At 69.6% G+C, this 25,195-nt stretch carries 18 protein-coding genes; 9 read left to right on the top strand and 9 right to left on the bottom strand.

Going from position 1 to position 25,195, the window contains the following annotated elements; translation table 11 throughout:
• The first annotated feature begins 267 nt into the window (after nt 1-267).
• The 3 genes from JOF44_RS13445 (at nt 268) to JOF44_RS13435 (ending at nt 3,966) form a co-directional block, all read left to right on the top strand.
• The gene (locus tag JOF44_RS13445) at nt 268-1,230 is read left to right on the top strand and encodes a Gfo/Idh/MocA family protein (protein ID WP_209892322.1); all 963 of its coding nucleotides are present in this window, start codon (nt 268-270) and stop codon (nt 1,228-1,230) included.
• Between the two features lie 260 nt (nt 1,231-1,490).
• Entirely contained in the window at nt 1,491-2,504 is a 1,014-nt protein-coding gene (locus JOF44_RS13440; RefSeq protein ID WP_209892319.1) for a Gfo/Idh/MocA family protein, read from the top strand.
• Nucleotides 2,505-2,685: 181 nt separating this feature from the next.
• Entirely contained in the window at nt 2,686-3,966 is a 1,281-nt protein-coding gene (locus tag JOF44_RS13435) for an MFS transporter (RefSeq protein ID WP_209892316.1), read from the top strand.
• Nucleotides 3,967-4,171: 205 nt separating this feature from the next.
• Here the strand turns inward: JOF44_RS13435 and JOF44_RS13430 are convergent, their stop codons facing one another.
• Nucleotides 4,172-4,792 (bottom strand): DinB family protein, encoded by a 621-nt coding sequence (locus tag JOF44_RS13430; RefSeq protein WP_209892313.1) that lies wholly within the window; start codon nt 4,790-4,792, stop codon nt 4,172-4,174.
• A 147-nt stretch (nt 4,793-4,939) separates the two neighbouring features.
• Complete coding sequence (locus tag JOF44_RS13425) at nt 4,940-5,515, bottom strand: mycothiol transferase (RefSeq protein WP_209892311.1); 576 nt, start codon at nt 5,513-5,515, stop codon at nt 4,940-4,942.
• A 153-nt stretch (nt 5,516-5,668) separates the two neighbouring features.
• Between JOF44_RS13425 and JOF44_RS13420 the strand changes: the two genes are divergently transcribed.
• Both JOF44_RS13420 and JOF44_RS13415 read left to right on the top strand, forming a co-directional pair.
• Nucleotides 5,669-6,637 carry a helix-turn-helix transcriptional regulator gene (locus JOF44_RS13420; protein WP_209892308.1) on the top strand — a complete coding sequence of 323 codons (969 nt, stop codon included), beginning with the start codon at nt 5,669-5,671 and terminating at the stop codon, nt 6,635-6,637.
• 70 nt (nt 6,638-6,707) lie between these two features.
• Nucleotides 6,708-8,450 (top strand): aryl-sulfate sulfotransferase, encoded by a 1,743-nt coding sequence (locus tag JOF44_RS13415; protein WP_209892305.1) that lies wholly within the window; start codon nt 6,708-6,710, stop codon nt 8,448-8,450.
• A gap of 190 nt (nt 8,451-8,640) precedes the next feature.
• Here the strand turns inward: JOF44_RS13415 and JOF44_RS13410 are convergent, their stop codons facing one another.
• The 3 genes from JOF44_RS13410 to JOF44_RS13400 form a co-directional block, all read right to left on the bottom strand.
• Nucleotides 8,641-9,591, bottom strand: a complete 951-nt coding sequence (locus JOF44_RS13410; protein ID WP_209892301.1) for a sulfite exporter TauE/SafE family protein — start codon at nt 9,589-9,591, stop codon at nt 8,641-8,643.
• 407 nt (nt 9,592-9,998) lie between these two features.
• Nucleotides 9,999-10,691, bottom strand: a complete 693-nt coding sequence (locus tag JOF44_RS13405; protein WP_209892298.1) for a DAK2 domain-containing protein — start codon at nt 10,689-10,691, stop codon at nt 9,999-10,001.
• 10 nt (nt 10,692-10,701) lie between these two features.
• The gene (locus JOF44_RS13400; protein ID WP_209892295.1) at nt 10,702-11,697 is read right to left on the bottom strand and encodes a dihydroxyacetone kinase subunit DhaK; all 996 of its coding nucleotides are present in this window, start codon (nt 11,695-11,697) and stop codon (nt 10,702-10,704) included.
• A gap of 126 nt (nt 11,698-11,823) precedes the next feature.
• On the opposite strand from JOF44_RS13400, the gene JOF44_RS13395 reads away from it, so the two are divergent.
• A complete protein-coding gene (locus JOF44_RS13395) occupies nt 11,824-12,516 on the top strand; it encodes a histidine phosphatase family protein (protein WP_209892292.1) in 693 nt (230 codons plus the stop codon).
• Between the two features lie 78 nt (nt 12,517-12,594).
• Here the strand turns inward: JOF44_RS13395 and JOF44_RS13390 are convergent, their stop codons facing one another.
• Nucleotides 12,595-13,620, bottom strand: a complete 1,026-nt coding sequence (locus JOF44_RS13390; protein ID WP_209896013.1) for an aldo/keto reductase — start codon at nt 13,618-13,620, stop codon at nt 12,595-12,597.
• Between the two features lie 522 nt (nt 13,621-14,142).
• On the opposite strand from JOF44_RS13390, the gene JOF44_RS13385 reads away from it, so the two are divergent.
• A complete protein-coding gene (locus tag JOF44_RS13385; RefSeq protein ID WP_209892289.1) occupies nt 14,143-15,123 on the top strand; it encodes an LLM class flavin-dependent oxidoreductase in 981 nt (326 codons plus the stop codon).
• Nucleotides 15,124-15,952: 829 nt separating this feature from the next.
• Here JOF44_RS13385 and JOF44_RS13380 read toward each other — a convergent pair.
• Both JOF44_RS13380 and JOF44_RS13375 read right to left on the bottom strand, forming a co-directional pair.
• Entirely contained in the window at nt 15,953-17,365 is a 1,413-nt protein-coding gene (locus JOF44_RS13380; RefSeq protein WP_417281547.1) for an IS1380 family transposase, read from the bottom strand.
• Between the two features lie 146 nt (nt 17,366-17,511).
• Nucleotides 17,512-18,591, bottom strand: coding sequence for a Swt1 family HEPN domain-containing protein (locus JOF44_RS13375; RefSeq protein ID WP_209892285.1), 1,080 nt, complete (start codon nt 18,589-18,591; stop codon nt 17,512-17,514).
• 285 nt (nt 18,592-18,876) lie between these two features.
• On the opposite strand from JOF44_RS13375, the gene JOF44_RS21180 reads away from it, so the two are divergent.
• Nucleotides 18,877-23,574 (top strand): sacsin N-terminal ATP-binding-like domain-containing protein, encoded by a 4,698-nt coding sequence (locus tag JOF44_RS21180; protein ID WP_209892282.1) that lies wholly within the window; start codon nt 18,877-18,879, stop codon nt 23,572-23,574.
• Here the strand turns inward: JOF44_RS21180 and JOF44_RS13365 are convergent.
• On the bottom strand, nt 23,519-24,067 hold the full coding sequence (locus tag JOF44_RS13365) for a very short patch repair endonuclease (protein WP_209892279.1): 549 nt from the start codon (nt 24,065-24,067) through the stop codon (nt 23,519-23,521). The genes JOF44_RS21180 and JOF44_RS13365 overlap by 56 nt on opposite strands.
• On the opposite strand from JOF44_RS13365, the gene JOF44_RS13360 reads away from it, so the two are divergent.
• Nucleotides 24,066-25,172: a DNA cytosine methyltransferase gene (locus JOF44_RS13360; protein WP_209892276.1), complete on the top strand. Its 1,107-nt coding sequence runs from the start codon at nt 24,066-24,068 to the stop codon at nt 25,170-25,172. The genes JOF44_RS13365 and JOF44_RS13360 overlap by 2 nt on opposite strands.
• Nucleotides 25,173-25,195 lie beyond the last annotated feature (23 nt).

Raw genomic sequence — 25,195 nt, 5'->3', positions numbered from 1 at the left:
CCAGGCCGGCCCACGGGATCGCGCACCCCCGGCCGGACGATTCGAATCGACTCGCCACCTGCTGATCCGCGCCCACCACCTCCCGATCGGCCACCCCCGAGAGCATCCTTCGCCACCAACCGCGCAGTCCGAAGCGGTTAAGTCTTGGCAAAAAAGGTCGCTCCGAGGGGGTGCGATCTGCTGAAATCTCTGTAGGCTGGTTCACACCGTTCGCGGCTGTAAGTCCTGCGGGCACGCCGCTCCCCCGACCCTGGATCGTGAGGATTCGTGTCCGCACCGCTGCGCATCGCTGCGCTCTCCGCCTGGCATGTCCATGCCGAGGAATACGCCCGAGAAGCCCAGAACCATCCCGAGACCGAGCTGGTCGCCGTCTGGGACGACGACGCCGAGCGCGGGAAGGCCCTCGCCGAGGCCGTCGGCGTCGACTTCGCCCCCGACCTCGACGCCCTGCTGGCCCGCGAGGACCTCGACGGCGTCACCATCACGACCGCCACCACCGTGCACCGCGAGGTGATCGGGAAGGTCATCGCCGCCGGCAAGCACGTGTTCACCGAGAAGCTGCTGGCCCCCACGCTCGCCGAGTGCGACGACCTGCTGGAGGCCGCACGGTCCGCCGGCGTGCAGGTCACCGTGTCCCTGCCGCGTCTGTCCCACGGCTACACCGTGGCGCTGCGGGAGGTGCTCGAGGCCGGCACGCTGGGTCGCCTGAGCTATTCGCGGGTGCGCCTGGCCCACAACGGCTCGACGGCCGACTGGCTGCCGCCGCGCTTCTACGACCCGGCCGAGGCCATCGGCGGGGCGTTCAGCGACCTCGCCGCACACCCCGCCTATCTCACCCAGCTGATCCTGGGCACCGACGTCACCGTCGCCTCGGCCACCTACACCGATATGACCGGTCGCGGCGTCGAGGACAACGCGGTGGTCACCGTGACCAGCCCCGACGGCGCGATCGGCGTGGTCGAGACCGGCTTCGTGACCCCGGCCAGCCCGTTCTCCATCGAGGTGCAGGGCACCTCCGGCACCCTGACCTACGGGCTCGGGGCCGACGGCGGCATGCTCCTGGACACCGGCGACGGGGCCGTCGCCCTCGACATCCCGGCCGACGCCCCGAACCCCTTCGCCCTGTGGGTCCAGGCGATCCGCAGCGGTGAGGAGACCACCGAGAACCTCGAGCGCGCCCGGGCGCTGACCGCCCTGGTCGTCGCGGCCAACACCGCTGCGGCCGCCTGAACCCGGCCGACGGGGCGGCCCGGCCGGCGCGGACGCGAGCCGCTCGCGCCCGGTCCGTCGACCCGTCACGCATCGGCCCGTCGGCCCGTCGGCCCGTCGGCCTGTCGGCCCGTCCCCCGTCGGACCATCCACGCCACCGACCCCGATCGCCCCGACATCCCGCGACACCGGGCCCTTCCCACGTGCCAGGTGCCGCCGACCCCGATACCCGAAACCCCGACCCCTGTGATCACGAGCTCGACCCCACCGAGGAGAACCCCATGACCAGCACCGTGAAGTCCCCCGTCCGCATCGGCATCATCGGCGGCGGCGGCATCGCCAACGCCCACCTCAACGGCTACCGGCAGATCCCCGACCGCGTCACCATCACCGCGATCGCCGACGCCAGCGAGGAGACCCTGGCGAAGCGCGTCGAGGAGACCGGCGCGACCGGCTACGCCGACTTCACCGAGATGGTGAAGGACCCGAACGTCGACGCCGTCGACATCTGCCTGCCCCATCACCTGCACACCCCCGCGATCGTCGCGGCCGCCGAGGCCGGCAAGCACATCCTGTGCGAGAAGCCGCTGTGCCTGTCCCCCGAGGAGGCCACGACGGTCTCGCAGGTGATCGAGAAGTCCGGCGTGACCCTGATGTGCGCCCACAACCAGCTGTTCATGCCGGCTGTGGCCAAGGCCAAGGAGGTCATCGACTCCGGTGCCCTCGGTCCGATCTACGAGGTCCGCACCACCGACTCCTTCTTCAACGACTTCGACCCGGAGTCGATGGGCTGGCGCGGGCACACCGCCACCTCCGGCGGCGGCGAGCTGATCGACACCGGCTACCACCCCACCTACCTGATGCTGCACCTGGCCGGCGCCACCCCGGTCAGCGCCTTCGCCATGCTCTCGACCCACCGCCTGAAGTTCATGGAGGGCGAGGACTCGGCGCAGGTGCTGGTGCGCTTCGACAACGGCGCGGTGGGCCAGATGGTCACCTCCTGGGCCTACGCCGCCGCGCCCGGCACCGACCGCTTCTCCGCCGTGGGTGAGAAGGGCTCGCTGAGCTCGGACGGCTCCACCCTGCGCGTCCAGCTGCGCGGCGAGGAGGTGCAGGTGTTCGAGCACGAGCAGGTCGACACCTTCGCCGCCGAGATCGCCCACTTCGTCGATGTGCTGACCACGGGCGACCGCCCGCTGAACAACCAGGTCGAGGGCGTCAGCGTGCTCGGCGTGATCCTCGCGGCCTACGAGTCCTCCACGACCGGCAAGGTCGCCGACGTCATCAGCCTCTGAGACGCTCCCGCCCGGTCGAGTTCTGCGGTACCGTTCCCACCCGCGCCGGTGGCAACAGCACCGCAGAGCTCGATCGTGAGCGGGGACCTCGCGAGGCGTCCCGGAGCATGGCCGGGCCGGAGCCGGAACCGCCGAGGCGAGCGAAGGGACGACGCCTGCTGATGAACTCGACACCGCCGCCGTGAATCCCCGCGACGAGCCCGGGGAGCTTCGCGATGACCACGACGAAGAGCTCCGTGCGGAACCCGGCACGGACCCCGAGGCGGGCCCCGGCACGACTGCGCCCTCGGTCCCCTACCGAACGCTGATCTGGCTGGCGGTCGCCACCTTCACCACCGGGATCGATGGCTATGTCCTGGCCGGTCTGCTGCCGGACATAGCCACGGATCTCGATGTCACCGCGGCCCTGGCCGGGCAGCTGGTCTCGGTCTTCGCCCTCACCTCGGCGGTCGCCGGACCGGTGCTCGGGGCGACCACGAGCGGCTGGGAGCAGCGCCGCACCATCCTGGCCGCGCTGTCGACCTTCGTGCTCGGCAACCTGATCACGGCCGTCGCCCCGACCTATGCGCTGGCGCTGGGCGGACGCGTGCTCGCGGCGCTCGGCGGCTGCCTCCTGGCCGCGGCGGTGACCGGGTACGTCGTGCACCTGGTGGCGGAGCGTGATCGCGGGCGGGCGCTGTCCTTCGTGCTCGGCGGCTGGATGACAGCCACCGCGCTCGGGGTGCCGGTGGGGCTGATCCTGGGCCAGTCCAACTGGCGGCTGCCGCTGGTGCTCGTCTCGGTCGTCGGCACCGTCGCCCTGGTGGGCATCGGACTGCGTCTGCCGCCGCTGCGCTACCCCTCCTCCTCGCTTCTGGACCGGCTGCGGCCGCTGGCCCGGCCTCACCTGGTGGCCGGGCTGCTGGTGTCCACCGGAGTGCTGTGCGCGAGCTACACCTGCTTCACCTACGCGGTGCTGATCCTGCGGCCCAGCCATCCGGCCGGATGGATGATCATCGTGATCATGTGCGGCTACGGGCTGGCGAGCATGCTCGGCAATGCCGTCACGGGGCGTCTGGTGGACCGCTTCTCGCCCGTGCGGGTGCTCACCGTGGTCCTCGCGGGTCTGCTGGTCGACTCCCTGTTCGGGGCGCTCGCCCTCTCGCTGGCCGTGCCGTCGGCCGTGGCGGTGCTGAGCCTGGTGTGGTTCCTGCTGGCGGGGATCGGCAACGGGGGCCATGCGGTGCCGCAGCAGGCCCGCCTGGCGGCCATGGCCCCGGCGTCCGTCGCCGTGGTGATGGCGCTGAACGCGAGCGCGATCTCGCTGGGCAGCGCGCTCGGCGGCGGCGTCGGCGGGCTGGCACTGGCCACCGGGCTCTCCCCGGGGCATCTCCCCCTGATCGCGGCGGCAGTCCTGGCGCTGACGCTCCCGCTCCACCTGCTGGTGGCCCGCTGGACCCGGGCCGCGGCGGCGAGGAGCTGAACGGCCGGGGCCTGCGCGCTGAGAGAGACCGGCGAGATCGGTTCGACCCGGTCAGATGTGTCGGAATGCCACCCTCTCAACGACACATCCGAGGGGATACCGACGGGTCACCGGACGCGGGGGCACTTTCCGCAGCGCCCGCCGGGCCACCGGACGCGGTAGCGCTGTCCGCAGCGCCCGCCACGTCACGCGCCCGCAGCTTCCCTCACCCCCGGTGCGCCCACAGGTCGCGCAGCAGCGCGATCTCGGCGAGGTGATGGATGAGCTCGCGGTTGATATGGGCGACGAGGGTGGCGCGGGAGTACTCGGCCCACGGCCCCTCCGCCTCGCCGACGGCGACCTGCAGGTCCTCCTCGCTCCAGGTGCGCACCCCGGCGATCCACCGCTCGTACGCGGCGTCGAACTGCGCCAGCGCCTCCTGCGCGGTGTCGGGATAGTCCCAGCTCATGTAGTCCGCGGCCGGTCCGCCGAAGTGCGCATGGCTGCGGGCACCGAGCACGCCGACGATGATGTGGCCGAGCCGCCAGGCGATGGTGGTCAGCGGCGCCGGGTCCGGCTCGGGGAACTCGAAGTCGATGACCACGTCTCCGGAGCCGCCCTGGATCGAGGTCGGTGGCGTCTCGCCGTCGCCCACGCGCGGGTGGATGGTCCACGCGGTGCCGCCCGGGGTCGGGTCGAAGTAGTACTCCTGGTCGGTCAGCCCCACGAGGCGAGGTCGTGCGAACTCGCGGACGTGGTACTCGATCTGCTCGAGGAGCACGGTGGGCAAATCGCCGTCCTTCCCGGTGGGCTCTCCGGACGTGTCTGGTGAATCGTTGCTGGTCATGGCACATCTCCTTGCTCTGGTGATCCTGTGGGCCCTCGGCGCGGGCTGCACGTCGTACAGCCCACGCGGAGATCCTCGCGCGGGGGCGGTCCGTCCGACGGGACCGGCCCCTCAGCGTGCCCTCAGGGGGCTCCGGGCGCACGGACCTCACCACCCCGCCGGCGGCCACTCCTGACCGGCGGCGAGAGCGTTGACCTCATAGGCACCCTTCCCGTCGATGCTCTCGCGCAGGATGTCGGCGTGCCCGGCGTGTCGGGCGTTCTCCTCGATCTGGTGCAGGGCGTACCAGCGCACGGTCCAGGTGGTCCGGCCCTCGAACCACGGCTGGTCGGGGAACTGGCCCTCCGCCTCCGGATCCGACGTCCGCAGGGCGGCGGTGAGATTCCCTGCGGCCTGCTGGAGCTCGACGATGAGCGAGTCGGCGGTGTCCTCCTCCCGCACGGCGTCGGGGGCGATGGTGCCCTCGGCCAGGAACTGCGCCGGCGTGCGCTCGGGGTCGGCCCCCGCTCCCGGGGCTGCCCCGATGCGGGAGGCCGCGCTCTCGGAGATGAGGATGACGTGCCGGGCGAGGGCTCCGAGGCTCATCGCGGACGCGCTCGGGATCTGCCGGATCTGCTCGCGGCTGAGCCCGTGCAGGGCCGTCGCGACCTGCGCGATCTGCTGGCCCGCGAACGTCGCGAGGCTGTCGAGCTCATCGGTGGTCTCTGCGGTCAGGAACGGCATCGTGCTCTCCTTCGATCGGTGCGTCCACGGCGAGGATCTTTCGCGACGGGCGCTGACGGGGCGGGGCCGAGGGGCCCCTGATCGTGCTGTCGGACCACACTCTTCCGTCCTGGGCGGACAGATCCTGTCCGCGAAGTGGGTCAGACTGTTCCCATGAGCGACGTGACCACCAGAGCCCTGCGATTGCTCGCGCTGCTGCAGTCCCGCACCGTCTGGACCGGGCCGGAGCTGGGCGCCGAGCTCGGCGTGACGGTGCGGACGGTGCGGCGGGACATCGATCGTCTGCGTGCGATGGGGTACCCGGTGCTCACGTCGGCCGGGCACGGCGGCGGCTACCAGCTCGGCGCCGGTCGGGAGCTGCCGCCGCTGCTGCTGGGCGCCCGCGAGGCCGTCGCGGTCGCCGTCGGCCTCCGCCTGACCGCCACCTCCGGTCTCGAGGGTCTCGACGCCGACGCGCTGCGCGCTCTCGCGGCGCTGGACCGGATCCTCCCGCCCGAGGTCCGCTCGGAGGTCTCCGCGGTGGCCGAGGCGATGGGGGTGGTCGCCCGGCCGCTGCCCGCCGCCCGCTCGGAGGTGCTGCTGGCGCTGGCCACCGCCGTGCGCGACGGGCTGCGGGTGCGCGTGGACTACCAGCGCGGGGACGGGCAGCGCTTCGATCGCCGTCTCGAGCCGCGCCGGGTGCTCTCGATCGACGGGCACTGGTACCTGTTCGCCTGGGACCTGGAGCGCGAGGACTGGCGCACCTTCCGGCTGGACCGCATGCATGCGGTCCATGCCAGCACCTTCCGGATCACTCCGCGCCCGACGCCCGACATCGAGGCCACCGTGCGCGCCTCCATCACCCACGGCGCCTATGCGCAGAACGTGACCGTGCGGCTGCTCGCCCCCTACGAGGAGGTCGCCGACCAGGTCCCGCCGCGCACCGCGACCGTCACGCCCGACGGAGACGGCGCGTGCATCCTGCGGGCGGGGGCCGAGGCCGACGACCTGCACTGGATCGCCCTGCACCTGTGTCGGCTGGGCGCTCCGATCGAGGTGATCGAGCCGCCCGAGCTGGTCACCGTGCTGCAGGAGATCAGCGCCCGGGCGGCCACTGCCCACCTGGCCCCCGACGCGCCGTGAGCGTCGGGCGCGTCGACGACGTCGAGGGCCGACGTGCCTAGACTCGTGCCACCCGACCTGAGGACGTGCCATGCCGCAGGGCCCTGCCCCGATCCACCCCGTCGTCCCGAGACCTCTGTCGCGGCGCACGCTGTTCGTCGGGGCCGGTGCCGCGGCGACCACCCTCGCCCTCGCGGCGTGCGACGGCGAGCCGAGCGGGAAGCAGTCGGCCGAACCGGGCGGCCTCTCCGCCTCGCTGTCCGAGTACGGCAAGGCCGGCGGCGACGTCCCCGTGTGGCAGATGACCTACGACATCGACGAGGACGAGGATTCCCCCGAGACGTACTCCGGCCCCGCGCAGGCCGCTCGGCACGCCGCCCTCGAGGACAAGCGCTCGGCGCAGGACTGGACGGCGAACGACCCGCTGCTCGTGCTCGATCCGTACGGCACGACGCGCACCGGTCTGTACGTCCACTTCGCCGCGGCCGACCCCGGCGCCCTCGAGTTCACGATCACGGCCGACGCCACCGCCGACTACCACCGCACCGCGGCGAACCACGCCGAGGACGGGACCGGCTTCACCGGGCTGCTCGTCGGCCTCGTCCCCGGCGCCCGCAACCACCTGCGGCTGACCTGGACCCCGACCGGTGGTGAGCCGATCACCCGCGAGCTGGACATCCAGCCTCCGGGCGCGAGCAGCGTCTACCAGACCCAGCTCTCGATCGACGTGCCGGACCCGGAGGCGCTCAGCCCGGGACTGTTCGCGCTCACCGGCGTCTCCAGCTCCGGGAACGCCAGCTTCCTGTTCGACAACGAGGGCGTGGGCCGCGGAGAGCTGCTGTCCACCGACCACCCGAACCACAACATCCGGGTGGAGGACGGCAGGCTGGTCGTCACCACGGGATCGCAGCAGGTCAGCGTGATCGACCCCTTCGGCCACGCCGATCCGATCATCGATACCGGCGACCAGGTCATCCATCACGACCTCGAGGTCGTCGGCGACATGGTCTACGTGCCGACGTCGAAGTCCGGCGCCGAATGCGTCGAGGACCGCATCACCCGGATCGACCTGACCACGGGCGATGTCACCGAAGTGGTGAACCTGCAGACGGTCTTCCCCGAGTACGAGAAGCTCGCCCATGCCCGCGAGGAAGGGTTCGCCGGCGGCACCGACGCGACGGGCAAGGACTGGATCCACATCAACTCCGTGCAGATCGTCGACGAGATCATGTACCTCTCGGCCCGCGAGACCTCCACCGTGTTCGCCCTCGACGACGCCCTGGAACCGGATTCGACGCCGTCCGTGCGGTGGATGATCGGGGCCCAGGAGATCTGGGAGGGCACCGGCTACGAGGACCTCTTCCTGGCGCCCGACGGCTCCCCCACCGGCAACGCCGGGCAGCACTCCGTGGCGCGTCTGGACGACGACGCGCTGCCGGCGGGCCAGTACTACGTCGAGATGTTCAACAACAACCATTGGTTCCTGGGGACCCGGGACGACGAGGTCTGGCAGGACGTCGGCCCGGAGGGCGCCTCCGGCGATGATTTCGAGGGGGTCAGCCAGATCCTGCGCTACCTGGTCGACGAGGACGCCGGCACCTTCCGCGAGGACCAGCGCGTCGACGTCGCCTATTCCTCCGTGGTCTCGAACGTGCAGCGCATCGGCGGCGACTCCGTCGAGAACCCGATGGCGGTGAACTCCGGCAAGGCGAACGTCTTCGCGGAGCACACGGCCGACGGGCAGCTGGTGGGCACGTTCCGCTACGGCTCCTCGAACATGGCCTACCGGGTCTACAAGGATGCTTTCGACGGGTTCTGGTTCACCGGCCCCTGATCCGTTGCACGGCCGCGCCATGTCCCCGGGCACCGGGCACCGGGCACCAGGCACCAGGCACCAGGCACGTGCGAGGCCTGGGGCGCGGCGACGTCGAGGCAGCGATCGTCGACGGGGGCCGGGGGCTGGGGAGCTCGGGGTCTCGGGGTCTCGGGGTCTCGGGGTCTCGGGGTCTCGGGGTCTCGGGGTCTCAGATGATCAGCAGCGCGAGCGCCGAACCGACGGTGAGCACCAGCACCGCGGACTCGAAGACCCGCTGCGGTATCCGCCGGGCGATCTTCGTCCCGCAGTAGGCACCCACCAGCACCAGCGGCACCAGCATCAGGTCCATGACCAGGGTGTCCCGGGTGATCAGACCGAGACCCGCGGAGAACGGCAGCTTGACCACGTTGACGATCGCGAAGAACCAGGCGGAGGTGCCCAGGAAGGTCAGCACCGGCATCCGCATCGCGTAGAAGTACATCGACATCACGGGGCCGCCGGCATTGGCGACCATGGTCGTGAAGCCGCCGAGCGCCCCGTACCCGGCGCGGCTGAGCGCGATGCCGAGACGGGAGGACCCCGCCGTCGGCGCAGGTGCCGTGCTCGTTCCGGACCCCACCGTGTTCGCCGAGCCGGAACCGGTCGCCACCTCGGAGCCGGCCGCCGACCGAGAGCCGCTCACCGCCAGGGAGCCGGTCTCCGACCGAGAGCCGGTCGCCGACGGGGAGTCGGTCGTCGCCTGCCCTCCGTCAGCGCTCGGGGCCTTGGTCCGGGCGGCGCGGCGGCGCCAGACGGTCACGGCGATCAGGGCCAGCAGGATCACGCCGATGGTGGTGCGCACCGTGTCCCCGCCGACGTTCGCGAAGAAGATCGTGCCCAGCACGATGCCGATCAGTACGCTGGGGATCAGCCGCACCAGGGTGCGCACGTCCGGCTCGCGCCGGTAGACCCACAGCGCGGTCGCGTCGCCCACCATGAGCAGGAGCAGCAGCGCGGCGGTGGATTCCTTGGCGGGCAGGGCGAGGGCGAACAGGCCGACGGCGATGGTGCCGCCGCCGGGCATCGCGGTCTTGGACAGGCCGACGACGACGGCACCGACCGCCACCAACAGCCAGGAGGCCGTGGCGAGGGTGGGGATCAGGGAGGCGAGGTCGGACACGGGAGTCGAAGCTACCAGCGCTCACGGGACGAGGCGCAGCGGTCCGCGGGCAGGAAGTGCTGGCCCGCGGGAGCGGGATGTGCCGGTCCGCGGATGCGGGATGTACCGGTCCGCAGGCGTCGGATGTGCCGGTCCGCGGGAGCGGGATGTGCCGGTCCCGGGATGCAGGATGTGCCGTTCCCCGGTCGCGATGACCGGCAGGCTCCGCGCGACCGTTGCGTTGTCGGCGCTTCGAGCACCTCAGAACACCCTGAACGCAACGGTCGATGGCCGGAACACCCTGAACGCAACGGTCGATCCCGCCACCTCACCCCGCAGCTCTCCGAGGCGTCCCCGGGGCGGGTCGGGTGGGTCGGGCTCGGGCGCGGGGCATCCCCGGGGCGGGACGCGACGGAGAGAGGATCGCGTCAGGCGATCCAGGAGAGGTCGACGGTTCCCGATCCGTCGGCGCCGGCGCGGGCGGAGCCGATCACGAGGGCCATGGCGGCGGAGCCGGGGTCGATGACGCCCTGGGAGGCGTCGCCGACGTAGCTGGCGCGACCGCGGCGGGCGGTAGTCTGCGCGGTCGCGGTGGCCGCCTCGACCGCGGCGTCCTCCGCCGCGAACAGCGCCTCGACGGCGCTGGTCTCCGCATCGGCCTCGAGGGCCGCGCGCAGGGCGGTGATCGCCGGGTCGAGGGAGTCGATCATCGTCTTGTCGCCCACCTTCGCCTCGCCATAGCGCTGCACGGTGGCCTGGCCGGCGGCGAGCGCGTCCGCGAACTGGGCGACGGTGGGCACGTCGGCGCCCGCGTCCTCCCCCGCCTTCGCGAGGTCGCGGAAGAACATGCCGAAGAGGGGCCCACTGGTCCCGCCCACGCCGAGCCACGCCATGTACAGGGCGGTCAGCCACTCGCGGTAGCTGGTGGGCGGGTCGGCCTCGAGGGTCGCGTCGAGGAGCTTCATCGCGGTGCGCACGTTGGTGCCGAAGTCGCCGTCGCCGGCGCGGCGGTCGAGGTCGCCGAGGTCGTCCGCGGCGCCCTCGAGGGCCTCGCGCAGGGTGAGGACGAAGGCGCGGCCGAAGCCGCCGGGGAGGGTGATGCTGGAGGTCTGATCGTTCATGGCGTGCTCCTTACCAGGTCAGGGCCGGGGTGCGGACGGGGGCGTCCCAGAGGCGGCGCAGCTCGTCGTCCAGGGGCATCAGGGTGATCGAGACCCCGTGCATGTCCAGGCTGGTCACATACGAGCCGACGAGCCAGCGGCTGATCTCGACCCCCGCGTCGCCGAGGCGGTGGTGCAGGGCGCGGGCGACGAGCTGCAGCTCGAGGGGGTAGGTGGAGCCCAGGCCGTTGACGATCGCGACGACCTCGTCGCCGCGGCTCAGGTCGAGCTCGGCCAGCAACGGCTCGAGCAGGAGGTCGGTGAGCCCGTTCGCGTCGGTGAAGGAGGCGCGCTTCGCGGCCCGTTCGCCGTGGATTCCCACACCGAGCTCGACCTCGTCGTCCCCGAGGTCGAACTGGGGGCGGTCATCGCCCGGGTGGGTGCCGGCGGCCAGCGCCAGGGACATGGTGCGGGCCGACGCCGCGGCGCGACGTCCGATCGCCGCGACCTCCGCGAGGCTCGCGCCCTCCTCCGCGGCCGCTCCGCAGACCTTCTCCACGATCACGGTGGCGGCGGTGCCACGTCGCCCGGGGCCGTCGTCCCCGCTGTCGGTGGCGACGTCGTCGTCCACGAGCACGATCTCGGTGTCGATCGCGTCGTCGCCGCTGATCTCTCCGGCGATGCGGAAGTTCAGCACGTCGCCGGTGTAGTTCTTGACGATCTGGACCACGCCGCGGCCCGCATCGGCCGCTTTGGTGGCCGCGAGGACCTGCAGAGCGGTGGGGCTGGCGAAGACGGCGCCGGCGACCGCCACGTCGAGCATGCCGGTGCCGACGAACCCGGCGTGCAGGGGCTCGTGGCCGGAGCCGCCGCCGGAGACCAGGCCCACCTTGTCCCGGGCGGGCTCGGCGCGGGTGAGGAAGCGGTGCTCGGTGTCCAGGGTGAGCATCGACGGATGGGTCAGGGCGAGGCCCTCGAGGGCCTCGGGGATCAGGTCATCGACGTCGTTCACGATGCTGCGGCGCACGGGCGCTCCTTTCGCACAGGGTTGCGCTCAGGCTACGCCGTGCCGGGGGGCGCCCCCGTGACGTGGCCGAGTCCGGACGCGGCCCGCTGGGAGCGGTGATGGTCCAGGTGTCCTATGGTCCTGGCCATGCGTCTTCTCCTCATCCGTCATGGCCAGACCCCGAGCAACGTCCGCGGTGCGCTCGACACCGCTCGCCCCGGCCCGGGGTTGACCGACCTGGGCTGCGAACAGGCCCGGGCGGTGCCGGAGGCGCTGACCGGGGAGGAGATCGCCGGCCTGTACGTCTCCCCGCTGCTGCGCACTCAGCAGACCGCCGCTCCCCTGGCGTCCGCACGCGGGCTCACCGCCGAAGTCACCGAGGGCCTCGAGGAGATCGCGGCCGGGGACCACGAGATGGGCCGCGACCACGCGGCCGTCGCCGCCTACCAGGAGAACCTCGTGCGCTGGGCAGAGGGCGACCTCGACCATGCGATCCCCGGCGGCGAGGACGGGCACACCTTCTTCGGCCGCTACGACGCCGCGCTGCGCACGATCGCCGCGCAGCATCCCGAGGAGGCCACCGTCGCCGTCGTCAGCCACGGCGCCGCGATCCGCATCTACGCCACCGTCGCCGCGGGGCTGGATCTCGAGACACTGGACGACCAGCCGTTGTACAACACGGGCATGGTGGTGCTCAGCGGGAATCCCGATCACGGCTGGGAGCTGAGCTCATGGATCAACGACCCCGTCGGCGGTGCGCATCTGCGCGGCGACACCCGCCACGACGTCACAGCCGACGACACCACCGATGCGGTCCAGGACGTGACTGACGACGCGTGAGTTCGCGTGGGCGGACGCTCGTCGCCCACCGCCCACCGGGCCCTCGTGGTCGGGCCCGGCCCGCGGCACCGCCCCTGCTCACCAGCGTGGGTGGATCGACTCCCGCAGCAGCTCGTCGTAGGTCTCGCGCACGGCCTCGTCGAAGCGGGCGAGGATCTGCTGCTGCTCGTCGGTGGCGACGCTTCCCGCGGCGGCATTGCGCCGGGCCTGCTCGCCGCTGCTGGCTCCGGGGATCGCGGCGGTCACGCCGTCCTGGGCGAGGATCCAGCGCAGCGACGCCTCCGGCAGCGGCATCTCCCAGCGCAGCGCGTGCTCGAGGCGTGCGACGGACTCCAGGCCCAGCTCGTACTCGACACCGGCGAAGGTCTCGCCCTGGTCGAAGGCCTCGCCGTGGCGGTTGAAGCTGCGGTGGTCGTCGGCGGCGAAGGTGGTGTCCGCGGAGAACTTGCCGGTCAGCAGACCGGAGGCGAGCGGGACGCGGGCGATGACGGCCACGCCCTTCTCGCGGGCCCGGGGCACGACCTGCTCGAGAGGCTTGAGGCGGAAGGGGTTCAGGACGATCTGGATCGAGGCGAGGTGTTCGCGCTCGAGGCTGATCAGCGCTTCCTCGCACGTCTCCACGCTCACGCCCCAGGCGGCGATCTTCTGCTCCTGGACCAGGGTGTCGAGCACGTCGAAGACGGCCTCGTCGCGGTAGATCTCCGCCGGCGGGCAGTGCAGCTGGACGAGGTCGAGGGTGTCCATCGCGAGGTTCTGCCGCGAGCGCTCCACCCAGCCGCGCAGATTCTCCTCGGTGAAGGACTCCGGTGCGAAGGGATCGGCCCGACGAGAGACCTTGGTGGCCAGGAACAGCGGGGCCGACGGGCCGGCGCTCTCGGCCCCGTCCGCGGCCGCGTTCCGCATCTGGCCCACCAGGCGCTCGCTGCGGCCGTCGCCGTACCCGTCGGCGGTGTCGAAGAAGCTCACTCCCGCCTCGAGGGCGGCATCGAGCACGGCATGGGCGGCGTCGTCGGAGACCTCGCCCCAGTCGGCGCCGATCTGCCAGCAGCCCTGGCCGATCACGGACAGCGGACGGCCCAGGCGGGAGGGGGTGCGGTGCTGCATGGACATCGTTGACCTCAGTTCATCAGGGGGCCGCTGAACTACGGCGCCAGGTGCACAGACCAGTCTTCCAGACCACGCCTGAGGGCGGAGACTGCTCCGCAGCGGCGTTAACCTGCGGATATGGATGTCGATCGGACGATCGTGCAGTGGAGCAAAGGCGCCTACGACGAGATCGTGTGATTCCCACTCGTCTCGTTCACCGCCATTCGCCTCGGCAGTCGACGGTTCCAGAAGTGCCCGGTGCATCAGCGCTGGGAGCTCGCGCGGATGGCGCCCGAGGAGGAGTGGACCGAGGAGGTCGTCGTCGAGGCCGCGAAGCACCACGACTCGAACATCGCCTGACGGCTGCGGCAGCGCCTCACGCCCCGAGGGTCGGCTCCTGCCTCACCTGTGGGCACGGCATCGTCACCACGATCGCCAAACTCAGGCCCGGCACCGATGCCAGGAAGAGAAGGGACGCCGTGGGCGTTGTCCCGGGAGGTGCTGCGCCGTCCGGTGCCGCCTGCCCACGAAAGGTGCCTGATGACTGTCCCGCTCTCCGTCCTCGACCTCGCCACCGCCGGCCGCGACCAGACCATGGCACAGGCACTGGAGGGCACGGTCGCTCTCGCCCAGAAAGCGGAGGAGAGCGGGTACGAGCGAGTCTGGTACGCCGAGCACCACAACATGGCGTCGATCGGGTCCTCCGCCACGTCGGTGCTGATCGCGCACGTCGCGGCGCACACCAAGACCATCCGGCTCGGAGCGGGCGGCATCATGCTGCCCAACCACGCCCCGTTGGTCATCGCCGAGCAGTTCGGCACCCTCGAGACGCTCCACCCGGGGCGAATCGACCTGGGGCTGGGCCGGGCGCCGGGCACCGACCAGAACACGATGCGCGCACTGCGCCGCAGCGGCGCCGCTGCCGACACCTTCCCCCAGGACGTCATGGAGCTCCAGGCGTACCTGCAGGGCGAGTCCCAGATCCCGGGCGTGAACGCCTACCCGGGCAAGGGCACCGACGTCCCGCTGTACATCCTCGGCTCCTCACTGTTCGGCGCCGGCCTCGCCGCCACCCTCGGCCTCCCGTACGCCTTCGCCTCGCACTTCTCCCCGGGCGCCCTGCACGAGGCCATCGCGCTGTACCGCCGCGAGTTCCAGCCGTCCGAGCAGCTCGAGGCGCCTCATGTGATCGCCGGTTTCAACGTCATCGCCGCCGACGACCAGGCCGACGCCGAACGCCAGCAGCACGAGATGATGCGCGGCCGGGTGGCGCTGCTGCTGCAACCGGGCACCGAGTACACCGACGAGCAGGCCGATGAGCTGCTCGCCGCGCCCCAGGCCAAGCACCTGCACCAGATGGCGACCTACAGCGCCGTCGGCACCCCCGGGGTGGTCCGGGACAAGGTCACCGAGTTCGCCGAGCAGACCGGCGCCGACGAGCTCATCATCGCCCACCAGGGACCACGGGTGGAGCAGCGGCTGCGGTCCGCCGAGCTGCTCGCCGAGGCGTATCTGGGCTGAGAGGCACTGTCGGGCTGAGCCGGTGCTCCCATTTCGCAGACGGCTGGTCACAAGGCAGTCTTGCCCCCAAAACCGGGGTGCGTCCCTCCCGGCATTCCCTCCACGGTGCCGGGCGGCCATCCCGTCGGCCACGGGACCGCACACATCATGACCTGGACCCCTACGGCTGATGACGACCACCGGTTCCTCGCGCTCGCCGTCGAGCAGGCCCGCACGCTAGCTCCCGAGCATCACCTCTCGGGACCACGCCACGACGTCCTCGCCGGTCCCGATCCGTTCCCACCAGGTCTGCAGGGCAAGGATGGCTTCAGGAATTGGGCGCCGCGTGAACTCCTGCCTCAAGACGTCAATCGCCTCCTCTGCACGCCCGGCGCCGAGGAGGCCTCCGACGAGTACCGAGTGCGAGACTTCCCGCAGAGGCGACGTCCTGTGAGAGCTGTCCGGGACGCCTCCCCGAACGCCTGTCGTCGCGGCCTCCCTGTCGAGCACGACCTCCGAAGTGCGGATCGGCCGTAGCCACGAGGCCTGGGTGATCCGTCCTGCCCGCTTCGCGGCCAGCGTGATCGGCAACAGCTCGGATGCGGGGCGGATATTTGAACCACGACGCGCGAACTCGCCGTAGGGAGCCTCACCCCACCGCGCTAGGACGCGCCCTAGCCTCGAAATTTCATGACGCCCGTGAGTGGGGTGGGCCGGCGTCGTTGCCGGTGTTCAGCTGCTGATTCTGGCATCTGGGTGTGACGATCTGTCGCAGTGTCCGTTGCGGGCGGTCGGGTTCCACGCCCGAGGTCGTGCAGCTGGAGATCGTAGGGACGGCTGAGTCGTCTGGTCAGGTCTGGGCGACGGCGGTGCGGAGCCGGTTGACGCCGGTCAGGACGGTGGAGGCTTCCGGGGCGTGCCGGGCGAGGTGGAGGACCTTGTGTCGGCAGCGCCGCACGAGCGTCGCGGGGATCTCGAACAACCGCGCGCGGAGTCGTTTGGGCTCCCATCTCCTTGCGTCGCCGCTGGTGAAGGCGATGGTCTGCATCCAGGCGACAAGCTCAGAGGCGAGCTGGACGATCTGGCACCAGATCTGGTTCTGCGCGAATCCCTGCAGCGGGAACTTCTCAAGGCCCATGTCCTTCGCGTTGCGAATCCGGTCCTCGCAGCGCGCGCGGCGACGGTGACGCAGCTCGAGAACGGGGAGCTGTCCGCGGCTGGTGTTGGTCGCGAACGCGGTGATCCGCATCCCGTCGTGGTCAGTGATTCGCAGCTGTGCCCCGGGGTGCGGTCGTTCTTTCCGCACGATGACGCGCATCCCGTCGGGCCAGCCTGCGAGGTCCAGCAGCCCGGTGAGGTCTGCGACCCAGGCCCCGTCTCGAATCCCGTCATCGTCGCTGTCATAGGCCGGCGTCCACGCGTCTGCTTCGTCAACTCGTTTCAGCAGGTCAGGAGTATGTGCGGGGAGGGTGAACCCGACCGAGTAGGCCAGACGCCGCGTGGTCAGCCACTGGATGTAGTCCTTGGTGCCGCCGGCTCCGTCGGTGCGGATCAGGATCTTCTTCGACCCCCGCCCGCCCCGGCCCAGCAGGGCTGGCGGGAGCTGGGCGAGAGCCTCGCGCGTGACGGCGATGTGATCGGCGGCGGTGTTCGATCCCGCGTTGCCCGGGCGCAGGGCGATGGCGAGGGGTTCCCCGGTGCCGGCCTGTCCGTGATCGAGGAACGCGCATAGAGGGTGATAGCCGAACCCGCGTTTGAACGTCGGTGAGGCCTGCTCCTTCTCACTGTGAACGTTGATCAGTGTGGCATCAAGGTCGATGACCAGCGGGTTCTTCGCGCTGACCCCGTGGCCAGGGGCGTGGTCACCGGCCATGGTCCAGGCTCGTTCGCGCGCGGCACGGCGAGCCCTCGAGATCGCCTCGACCACCGCCGGGGCGTCCTGGGCCAAGGTAGTGAGTGTGCGGGAGATCGTCGGCGCAGAGGCGACGGACCCGAACAGTCCCGGCTCGCACCGCAGCAGGTCAGTGTCGCGGGCGACTTCCCCGCCGATCGCGAGAGTCATCGCGAGGTCCAGCAGGACTTTCGCGGCGTGATGCTCGGCCAGCGGTTTCGTCCAGGGACCCAGCGCTTCGCGCAGCGAAGCGGCCAGGCCAGTGGCATGGAGCGTGTCGGTCAGCAGCACCGCACCCGCCTGCGAGACCGCCGGGACCTCAGCGATGTCCACGCGCGGACGGGGGTAGAAGAACAAGGTAGGCTGGGACACCTGAAAGGTGCTCCTTCCGGTGGATCGATACGAGCTTCAACACCCCGTATCATTCCAGGTCAGGAGCACCTTTCTCCATGCCGTCCGCCGGTCGGGACCACGCCCCCATGAAATCCCGAGGCTAGGGATCGATCGATTACGAGTGCTTAGAGCAGCTCCCATGCGAGATCCAGCTGGTGGCGTACACCCTGGGTCTTCCTCTCCCGTCCGAACGCGCGCAGCACCGCGAGCTCCTGATCGTCGTCGTCGAGCGACGGGTCTTCCTCCCGCACCCGAGCGAGAGCATTGGCGACCTCTCGTGGGCTGATCTCCTTGAAGTCGCGTGGTCGGTCCCCATTGTCGACCCGATACTCTGTCCAGTCCTCCGCGTCGGCCACAGTGGACCACACGAATCCGTGCTCATCGATGAACAAGTTGGCGTTGCGGATCTGGTGTTCGATCTTCCTCTGTCGCCCCGAGACGACTTTCCCGAGTCCGAAGCCCCTCCCGACCAGTTTGGCGAGCCGGGCGAGCGCGATGGGCCACTCCAGGTCGACGATCTCCTCCGCGAGGGCTCGGACTTTCAGTTTCGATTCATTGCGCGCGATCGTGTCGAGAACCGTCACATCCCCTGCCTGGTGGCCCACCCACTCCTCGTAGACGAGCTCACTTCGGTCCCCGCGCACGACCTCCTCCATCGATCGCCGGCTCTGCTCGGCCGTGGCAGATCCGACTCCCACCGGGCCGTGCGACGTCTCGGCGGCCTTATCACCTTCCGGAAGTGCCGGGGCGGGGCCGAGTCCCGACTCCTTGGCGTACTCCAGGAACGCATGGTGTCGGATCTCCGTCGCGGGGATGAGGCCGTCTGCATCGCCGAGTGCTTCGAGCAGGCGCACGCAGTGGTCAGCAGCCCTCCATGCCTCCAACGTCGTAAAGGGGTTCGTGTGAGCGAGGTTCCTCCGCACCGCACGGAGGTCGCTCGCCACAGTGCTCACCGTCCGCGATTCGTCGTCGAACGGGAATCCGAGGCCTCCGAGTCGTTCTGTCAGCATCCTCAGCTGGGACTGAAGGTCGTTCGCCGTGGTGACCGACGGCCTCCTCCCCTTGAGCTTGTCGAGCTCGACAAGGACTGACGTCCATTCCAAGCCGTTCAAATGAGGGGCGAGCACGGCCGCGATGATGCCGTCGAGTCGCGCTGCGAGATGGTCCGTCGCCGAGAGGACGGTCTGCCGGGGTGTGGTCGTCACGTTGCTCCTTCACGGTTGAGTTCCTCGGCCATTCCGGACGAGCCGGGATACCGGTCGCCGCCAACGAGGAGAAAAGATCCGTAGCGTCAAGCTATCGCGTCCGTCCGACAAGTGGCGGTCAGGAACCGATTTCATGGAAGGCCGTTCGTTTGTCCTGGGGTCCCGTTAATCTGAGTTGGTCGGAACCCTTGGAGCTAGGAGTGTGCAGAGTTGCCGCAGGAAAAGTCGTGGGACGCCGGAACGTCACAGGTCGCTGACGAGGTCCGGGAGCAATCTCGCAAGGCCGTGAACAGCTTCAAGGCCCAGCCGGGGCTCCTCGACGAGCAGTACGGCATCGAGCGATCGGTCGTGGAGAGCGGCTATCGCCGGGCGCAGCTCAACGAGCTCGTCCAGAACGCCGCCGACGCGATGCTCGGGCTCGAAGGACGTCTGCAGATGGTCCTCACCGACGACACCCTCTATTGCGCGAACGAAGGCCAACCCTTCAAGAGCTCGGGCGTCACCGCGATCATGATGGCCCATCGATCGAGCAAGCGTGGCAAGGAGATCGGCCGTTACGGCCTGGGCTTCAAGTCGGTCCTTGAGATCAGTGACCGACCGGAGATTCTCTCGCGCTCCGGGTCCTTCCGTTGGTCGGAGGAGATCACGCAGCGGGCCCTCGCGACAGCGGCCGTGGAGTATGGCGCCGAACACCTCCCCGTTCTCCGAATCGCCGAGATCTTCGATCCGGTATCCGAGGCGAAGTCGGACGTCGTCCTCACCGAGATGATGGCGTGGGCCGACACGGTCGTCCGACTCCCCCTCGTGGACGGCGTGGCAGAGCAGGTCTCCCACTCCATCGCCACCTTCAGCGGCGAGTTCGTCCTCTTCTCCGACAGCATCGGGCGGCTCGAGCTCGACGATCGTCGGTCCGGGACCCGGAGGGAATGGCGCGTCGACCGGCTCGACGACACGACGCTTGATCTCCACACCGCTGAGTCGCATTCGGAGGGCACACCCCGGGCCGGCACCGTCCGCTGGCGCGTGTTCTCCGCCGAGCACCACCCGTCGCCGAGGGCAGCAGCCTTCGCCGGTGTCCGGAACAGTCGCGAAGAACTGGCTGTGCAGTGGGCGATTCCCGCTGATGGTTCAAGTACATCCAAGGGACAGCTCTGGTCACATTTCCCCACCGCGAGCACCCTGTCCGTCCGCGGGATCGTGAATGCACAGTTCCAGACGGCCGACGACCGCCACGACATCATCAATGGGGAGTACAACGAGGAGATCCTCGCGCGGACCCTTCCCGCGGTGATCGCCTCCGGGCTCCCGGAGGTCGCGGAGCCGTCGGCACCGAGCCGGCACTTCGGCTGGTTGCCGTCCCGCGACCGGGAAGTCGACAGCTGGGCGGACGAGGTGAGCAACGACGCCGTCATGCGTGCCGTAGCCACCACTTCCTGCTTCCCCGACCTGGACGGGACGTTCCGGCGCGCCGACGAACTCCTCGTACCACCCCTTCTCGAAGCAGTGAAGGACACCGAGCTCCGCGATGCCCGTGATGCTTGGTACGCCCTCGCTCACGAAGAATCCGGGACCCTCGCCCCATGGCTTCACGAGTCCGCGCTCAAGAACGACGGGACAGGCCGGCACGCCAAGGTGCGCAGACTGCTGGACTTCGCGGGAGTGGCGGCGAAGGAGCCCCGCGAACTGGTCGAAGGACTTGCCGCGTCGAGGACGATGACGGGGTACCGAAACGCGTTGACGTTCGCTTCGGTCGTCCTCCGCTCCTACGCTGCATGGCACTCCGAGGTGTACCGCGCTGCGTTCATCCCGACCCTCGAAGGGAGGCTGGAGGCTCCGGAAGCCGGCAGGCTGACTCTTCCGGACCCGGAGGACGATGCGCCGTCCGGGCCCGTCGTCCTCCCGCAGGTCGCACACGATCCGGTCTGCCTTCCGCATCTCAAGCTGCTCGGGATCACGGGCCACGACGACGAGGGCCGGCTCCGCCGGGTCATCAGGGCTGCGGTGCAGTCCCCTAACGCCCAGGCGTTCAAGAACCTGTGGGAGACCGCCCACCAGCTGCGGGACCGACGGTCGGTCGAGGCGCTGCTATCGCAGAGCTTCCCGGATCCGGGCAAGGTGTTCGTGAAGATGCTCGACGGTGCGTGGAAGCCGGTCACGAGTGCGTGGCGTATCGGGTCCGTCTTCGTCCCGAGCTCCCGAGGAACCGATCCGAGCCTCCTGCTGGACGACGCGTTCCACGGCCCGGACCTCGGACTGCTCGCACGGTGGGGCGTTCGCCAGAACCTGCCCGACACCGCTCCGCTAGCTCACGACCCAAGCCTCGAAAGGGCCTGGAGGGACTCGGTGAAACGCACCGCGCTCACCGATGCGCGCGGCCTCGGCTACCAGATCAGCGCCGGAGATATTGACCTCTCCCCCACGACTCTCACGCCAGGACTGCTGGACCTGGCGCACGCCTCCACCCGCACCAGGGAGCGGATCGTCAAGCTGCTCGTCGAGCGGCAAGGGTCGGAAGCCAGTTTGCGCACGACGGCCTCTTACAGGACGTGGGACACACGTGTGCTATCGCCCGATGCGTGGTGGGTTCTCGAGTACGGGGTTGCGGAGACCCCGCTGGGCGCCCTCCCGGTCGAGCACTGCACGAGCGGGCAAGAGGTCGCGTCGTCCTTCCCGCGGGAGTTCCTGCCCATTCCTCATGATCTCGGCCATTTCGCGCGGCCGGTACTCACTCCAATGGTCACCGCGAAGGCGTGGGACTTCCTGTTCGGCACCGTCGTCGACGCGATGCGGAACCTGACCTCCGTGCATCGCTTGTACGCACACGCCGCGACGCAGGGCGCTCGGCGCCCGGCTCGCCTCCGCGCACTCGACAAGGACGAGCGACGCTTCGTGGAGAGTGAGTTCTGTGTGGTGACCTCCAGAAAGGCGACGACGGACCATCTACTCACCCACCAGGACGTCGGCGTCATCCAGGTGGACGACGAAGCGCTCGCTCGCGCTCTTGGTGAGAAGTGGTCCCTGGACGTGGTCGACATCGCCTTCGACTCGTACCTCCCCGAGGACAGCTACGACTCCCCGGTCCACATGGCCGAGCTGCACCCGCACATCGGTGTCGTCGACCCGAGGCTCAAGCGGCTCCGTGTCGCCCTGGCGGACTCGGTTCTTCTGCGGACGACCAACGACTTCGACGACGTCGTGGTTGAGGACGTCTCGAAGAAGGCGCGGTTCCTCCGCGCGCAGGAGCTGCTGGTCGTCGACCGTGAGCTCAAGAGCAATGTCCTCCAGTACGCCCTCCGCGCCGTGGACTCGAGCAGGTCGGTGGAGGACGCCCGCCTACTCATGCGCAAGGCCCTCGAAGACGCCCGCCTCAAGGAAGCGTCCGCGAAGCAGAACGAGTGGGAGAAGCTCCTCGCCTACTTCGGAGCGGACTCCATCAACGCCGTCGTCCCCCAACAGACCCGAGCGATGGTCGAGGAGTACCTCAGCCGGGAGCTCTCCGCCAAGGAACTCTTCGAGGTCGCCAAGGCAATGTACGGCGCGGACGTCGTCCGTCAATTGAGCAAGTCGCTCCAGGAGCGTGGGGACGCCGCGGGACCGACACGGTTCAGCGGAAGTAGGGACGCGAAGGATTTCGTGGAGCAACTCGGGATCGATCCCGAGTTCGCGGGCGAGCGGTACGTGCGCCTTCCCGCCCAGGAGGTCGTGACAGGGCCGGTTCGGCTCAAGCCGCTACACCCCTTCCAGGAGGACGTCAGTGGCCTGATCCGGGACGTGCTCTCCGGTCAGGACGATCGCCGTGCAATGGTGCAGCTGCCCACGGGCGCCGGCAAGACACGCGTCGCAGTCGAGTCCGTGGTACGTCACGTCGCGGGGTCGGAGGAGCCACTGAAGGGCCACGTGATGTGGATCGCCCAGACCAAGGAGCTGTGCGAGCAGGCAGTCGGCACCTGGATGGCCGTCTGGCGGGCGCACGGGAGCGAGAACACCGACATGGTGGTGAGCCGGTTCTGGGACGGTAACCCTCGCGAGGTCGTCACTCAGGACGCAGGACTCCATGTCATCGTGTCCACGCCGGCGACCGCGGCGAGGATGTTCGAGTCCACGAAGGCCAAGGATGGCTGGTTCCAACGTCCGGGAATCGTGATCATCGACGAAGCCCACGGCGCCGAGGCCCGCACCACGAAGCAGATGCTCTCGCGTTTCAAGAGGAGAGGGACTGCCCGTACCCCCGTCCTCGGTCTCTCCGCGACCCCCTACCGGGGGACGGACGAACGGAGCACGGAGAGCCTCGTCGAGATCTTCGACCGGAACCTCCTGACACCCTCGCAGTTCGGGCCCGATGACGCGACCCAGTACCTCCAGGCCAACGGATACCTGTCCCAGGTGGACCACCACATACTCGACGGCATCGCCCTCCCCAAGACGCGTGCTGCGCAGGAGGTGGACGAGGAGATCTCCTCACCCCTCACTCGGATGAGTGAGGCCCAGCTCGATCTCGCTGCAGTCGCCCGCTCCACCGAGCGCAACAACCAGATCATCCGCTCGATCCTGTCCCGGGGGGAGGACCAGCGAACGCTGCTCTTCGCCGCCTCGGTCCAGCATGCCCACGCACTCGCGGCCGTGTTCTCGTACGAGGGGATCGAGTCGGTAGCGGTCCACGCTGACATGTCCCCGGGGGCCCGCCGCGCAGCGGTCGAACGCTTCAGAAGAGGAGACCTGAAGGTCCTCACGAACTTCAACGTCCTCTCGCAGGGCTTCGACGTCCCCGACGTCTCCGCGGTGTACGTGTGCCGTCCCACCTTCGTCCCGAACCGTTACCTGCAGATGATCGGGCGCGGGCTGCGAGGGCCCCAGAATGGGGGGACCGAGCGCGTGGACATCGTGAACGTCCAGGACAACGCCGATAACTTCGGGACGAAGCTGGCGTTCACCCACTTCGACCACCTGTGGTCGAAGAAGGTCCCCGCCGGCGCTGCCCGGTGACGCGAAGGAATCGGTACGTGCGTAGCACCTCGATCGCAGCCTGCGCCATGTCCTCGTGTTCCCAGAATCGGAGGACCGTCCATCCCGCCTCGCCGAGCCGTGTGTCGGTGTCATGATCGCGTTCGACATTCCGACGGAGCTTCTCCTCCCACCACGCAGCCCGGGACTTCGGCCTGGTCCCGTGCTCGGGGCAGTCGTGCCAGAAGCACCCGTCGACGAACACCGCAAGATTCACCCGCGTGAACACCACGTCGGCTCGTCGCCTGGGGATCCCCGGCAGAGGGTGATCGACTCGGAAACGGAGTCCTGCACGATGGAGCGAACGGCGCAGCGCGAGTTCCGGAGCCGTGTCTCGCCGGCGCTGGACGGCCATCCGTGCTCGGACCGTCTCCTCGACCGGCTCCTCGGAAGAAAGGGACGAGGTCGGACGCTCATTCTCGGTCAGCGAGTCTGCGCTCAGCTGACCCTCCCGCCGGCTAGGATCTGTTGACATGACCTCGTCACTCACCTCTTCCCCGGACACCTCGGTGCGAGGCGATGCCATCACCATCATCGACCTCTTCGCCGGCGTCGGTGGACTCAGCGAGGGGTTCCATCGGGCGAGCGACCGGTACAAGGTGCTGAAGGCCGTCGAGATGGAGCCTCGTGCTGCAGCAGGTTACCGCCTGAACCATGACGCCGACGTCTACTGTGGACCGATCCAGGATTGGCTCCGCGACGAGGAGGTACCAGCCGCCGATCTCGTGATCGGTGGCCCCCCGTGCCAGGGGTTCTCGACGCTCGGCAAGCAGCGCGCAGACGACGCCCGCAACGAGCTCTGGCGCACGTATGCCGAGGTGGTGCAGCGGGCGAGGCCGCGCTATTTCGTCCTCGAGAACGTCCCTCAGTTCCTCACGTCGCCGCAGTTCCCGCTGCTCCAGCGGATGACCGAGCCGGACGGGGAGCTCGAGAACTACGAGATCGAGCATCATGTCCTGAACGCCGCCGAGTACGGAGCACCGCAGGTACGGAAGCGGGTCATCGTCATCGGTCACCGACGTGACCAGACCGATCCCGGCTTTCCGGCGAAGTCTCATCCCGAACCCGTGGGCTGGAAGGATGTGGAGTCGGCGATCGGGGCCCTCCCCGGTGCCCTCGCCGAGCTCCCGGGAGACGTCTTCACCGACGTGAACGGGAAGCGGACTCCGGGACCGTTCCTCGCCAAGGAGCTACACGTGCGACGGAACTACTCCCAGCTCTCCCTGGACCGGTTCGCGGAGATCCCCGAGGGCGGCAATCGCATGAACCTGCCCGAAGACCTGAAGTGCGAGGCGTGGAAAAAGCACACTTCCGGCAGCGGTGACGTGATGGGCCGGCTCCGGTGGGACAAGCCCTCCGTGACGATCCGTACCGAGTTCACCAAGCCCGAGAAGGGTCGCTATCTCCATCCGACCGCGGATCGTGCGATCACCGCGTGGGAGGGGGCGCGGCTCCAGGGCTTCCCAGCGGGGTACAAGTTCGTGGGGCCGATGACCGAGATCGTCAAGCAGATCGGGAACGCCGTCCCGATCCCGCTCGGCACAGCAATCGGTAAGCATCTCGAGCCCTTCTTCGACTGACCGACGACCACTCGGGAGAACCG

Origin of the sequence: Brachybacterium fresconis (assembly GCF_017876515.1) — a bacterium.
Lineage (GTDB): Bacteria > Actinomycetota > Actinomycetes > Actinomycetales > Dermabacteraceae > Brachybacterium > Brachybacterium fresconis.
Note: the sequence above shows the minus strand (reverse complement) of the source record. Positions and strands in the feature narration are given on the sequence as shown.

Bases quoted from the DNA above. Each gene is read 5' to 3' on its own strand.
- JOF44_RS13425 (WP_209892311.1), bottom strand. From the start codon at position 5,515: ATGCCGTTCCTGACCGCAGAGACCACCGATGAGCTCGACAGCCTCGCG.
- JOF44_RS13360 (WP_209892276.1), top strand. From the start codon at position 24,066: ATGACCTCGTCACTCACCTCTTCCCCGGACACCTCGGTGCGAGGCGAT.
- JOF44_RS13420 (WP_209892308.1), top strand. From the start codon at position 5,669: ATGAGCGACGTGACCACCAGAGCCCTGCGATTGCTCGCGCTGCTGCAG.
- JOF44_RS13385 (WP_209892289.1), top strand. From the start codon at position 14,143: ATGACTGTCCCGCTCTCCGTCCTCGACCTCGCCACCGCCGGCCGCGAC.
- JOF44_RS13390 (WP_209896013.1), bottom strand. From the start codon at position 13,620: ATGCAGCACCGCACCCCCTCCCGCCTGGGCCGTCCGCTGTCCGTGATC.
- JOF44_RS13440 (WP_209892319.1), top strand. From the start codon at position 1,491: ATGACCAGCACCGTGAAGTCCCCCGTCCGCATCGGCATCATCGGCGGC.
- JOF44_RS13430 (WP_209892313.1), bottom strand. From the start codon at position 4,792: ATGACCAGCAACGATTCACCAGACACGTCCGGAGAGCCCACCGGGAAG.
- JOF44_RS13395 (WP_209892292.1), top strand. From the start codon at position 11,824: ATGCGTCTTCTCCTCATCCGTCATGGCCAGACCCCGAGCAACGTCCGC.
- JOF44_RS13405 (WP_209892298.1), bottom strand. From the start codon at position 10,691: ATGAACGATCAGACCTCCAGCATCACCCTCCCCGGCGGCTTCGGCCGC.
- JOF44_RS13415 (WP_209892305.1), top strand. From the start codon at position 6,708: ATGCCGCAGGGCCCTGCCCCGATCCACCCCGTCGTCCCGAGACCTCTG.
- JOF44_RS13365 (WP_209892279.1), bottom strand. From the start codon at position 24,067: ATGTCAACAGATCCTAGCCGGCGGGAGGGTCAGCTGAGCGCAGACTCG.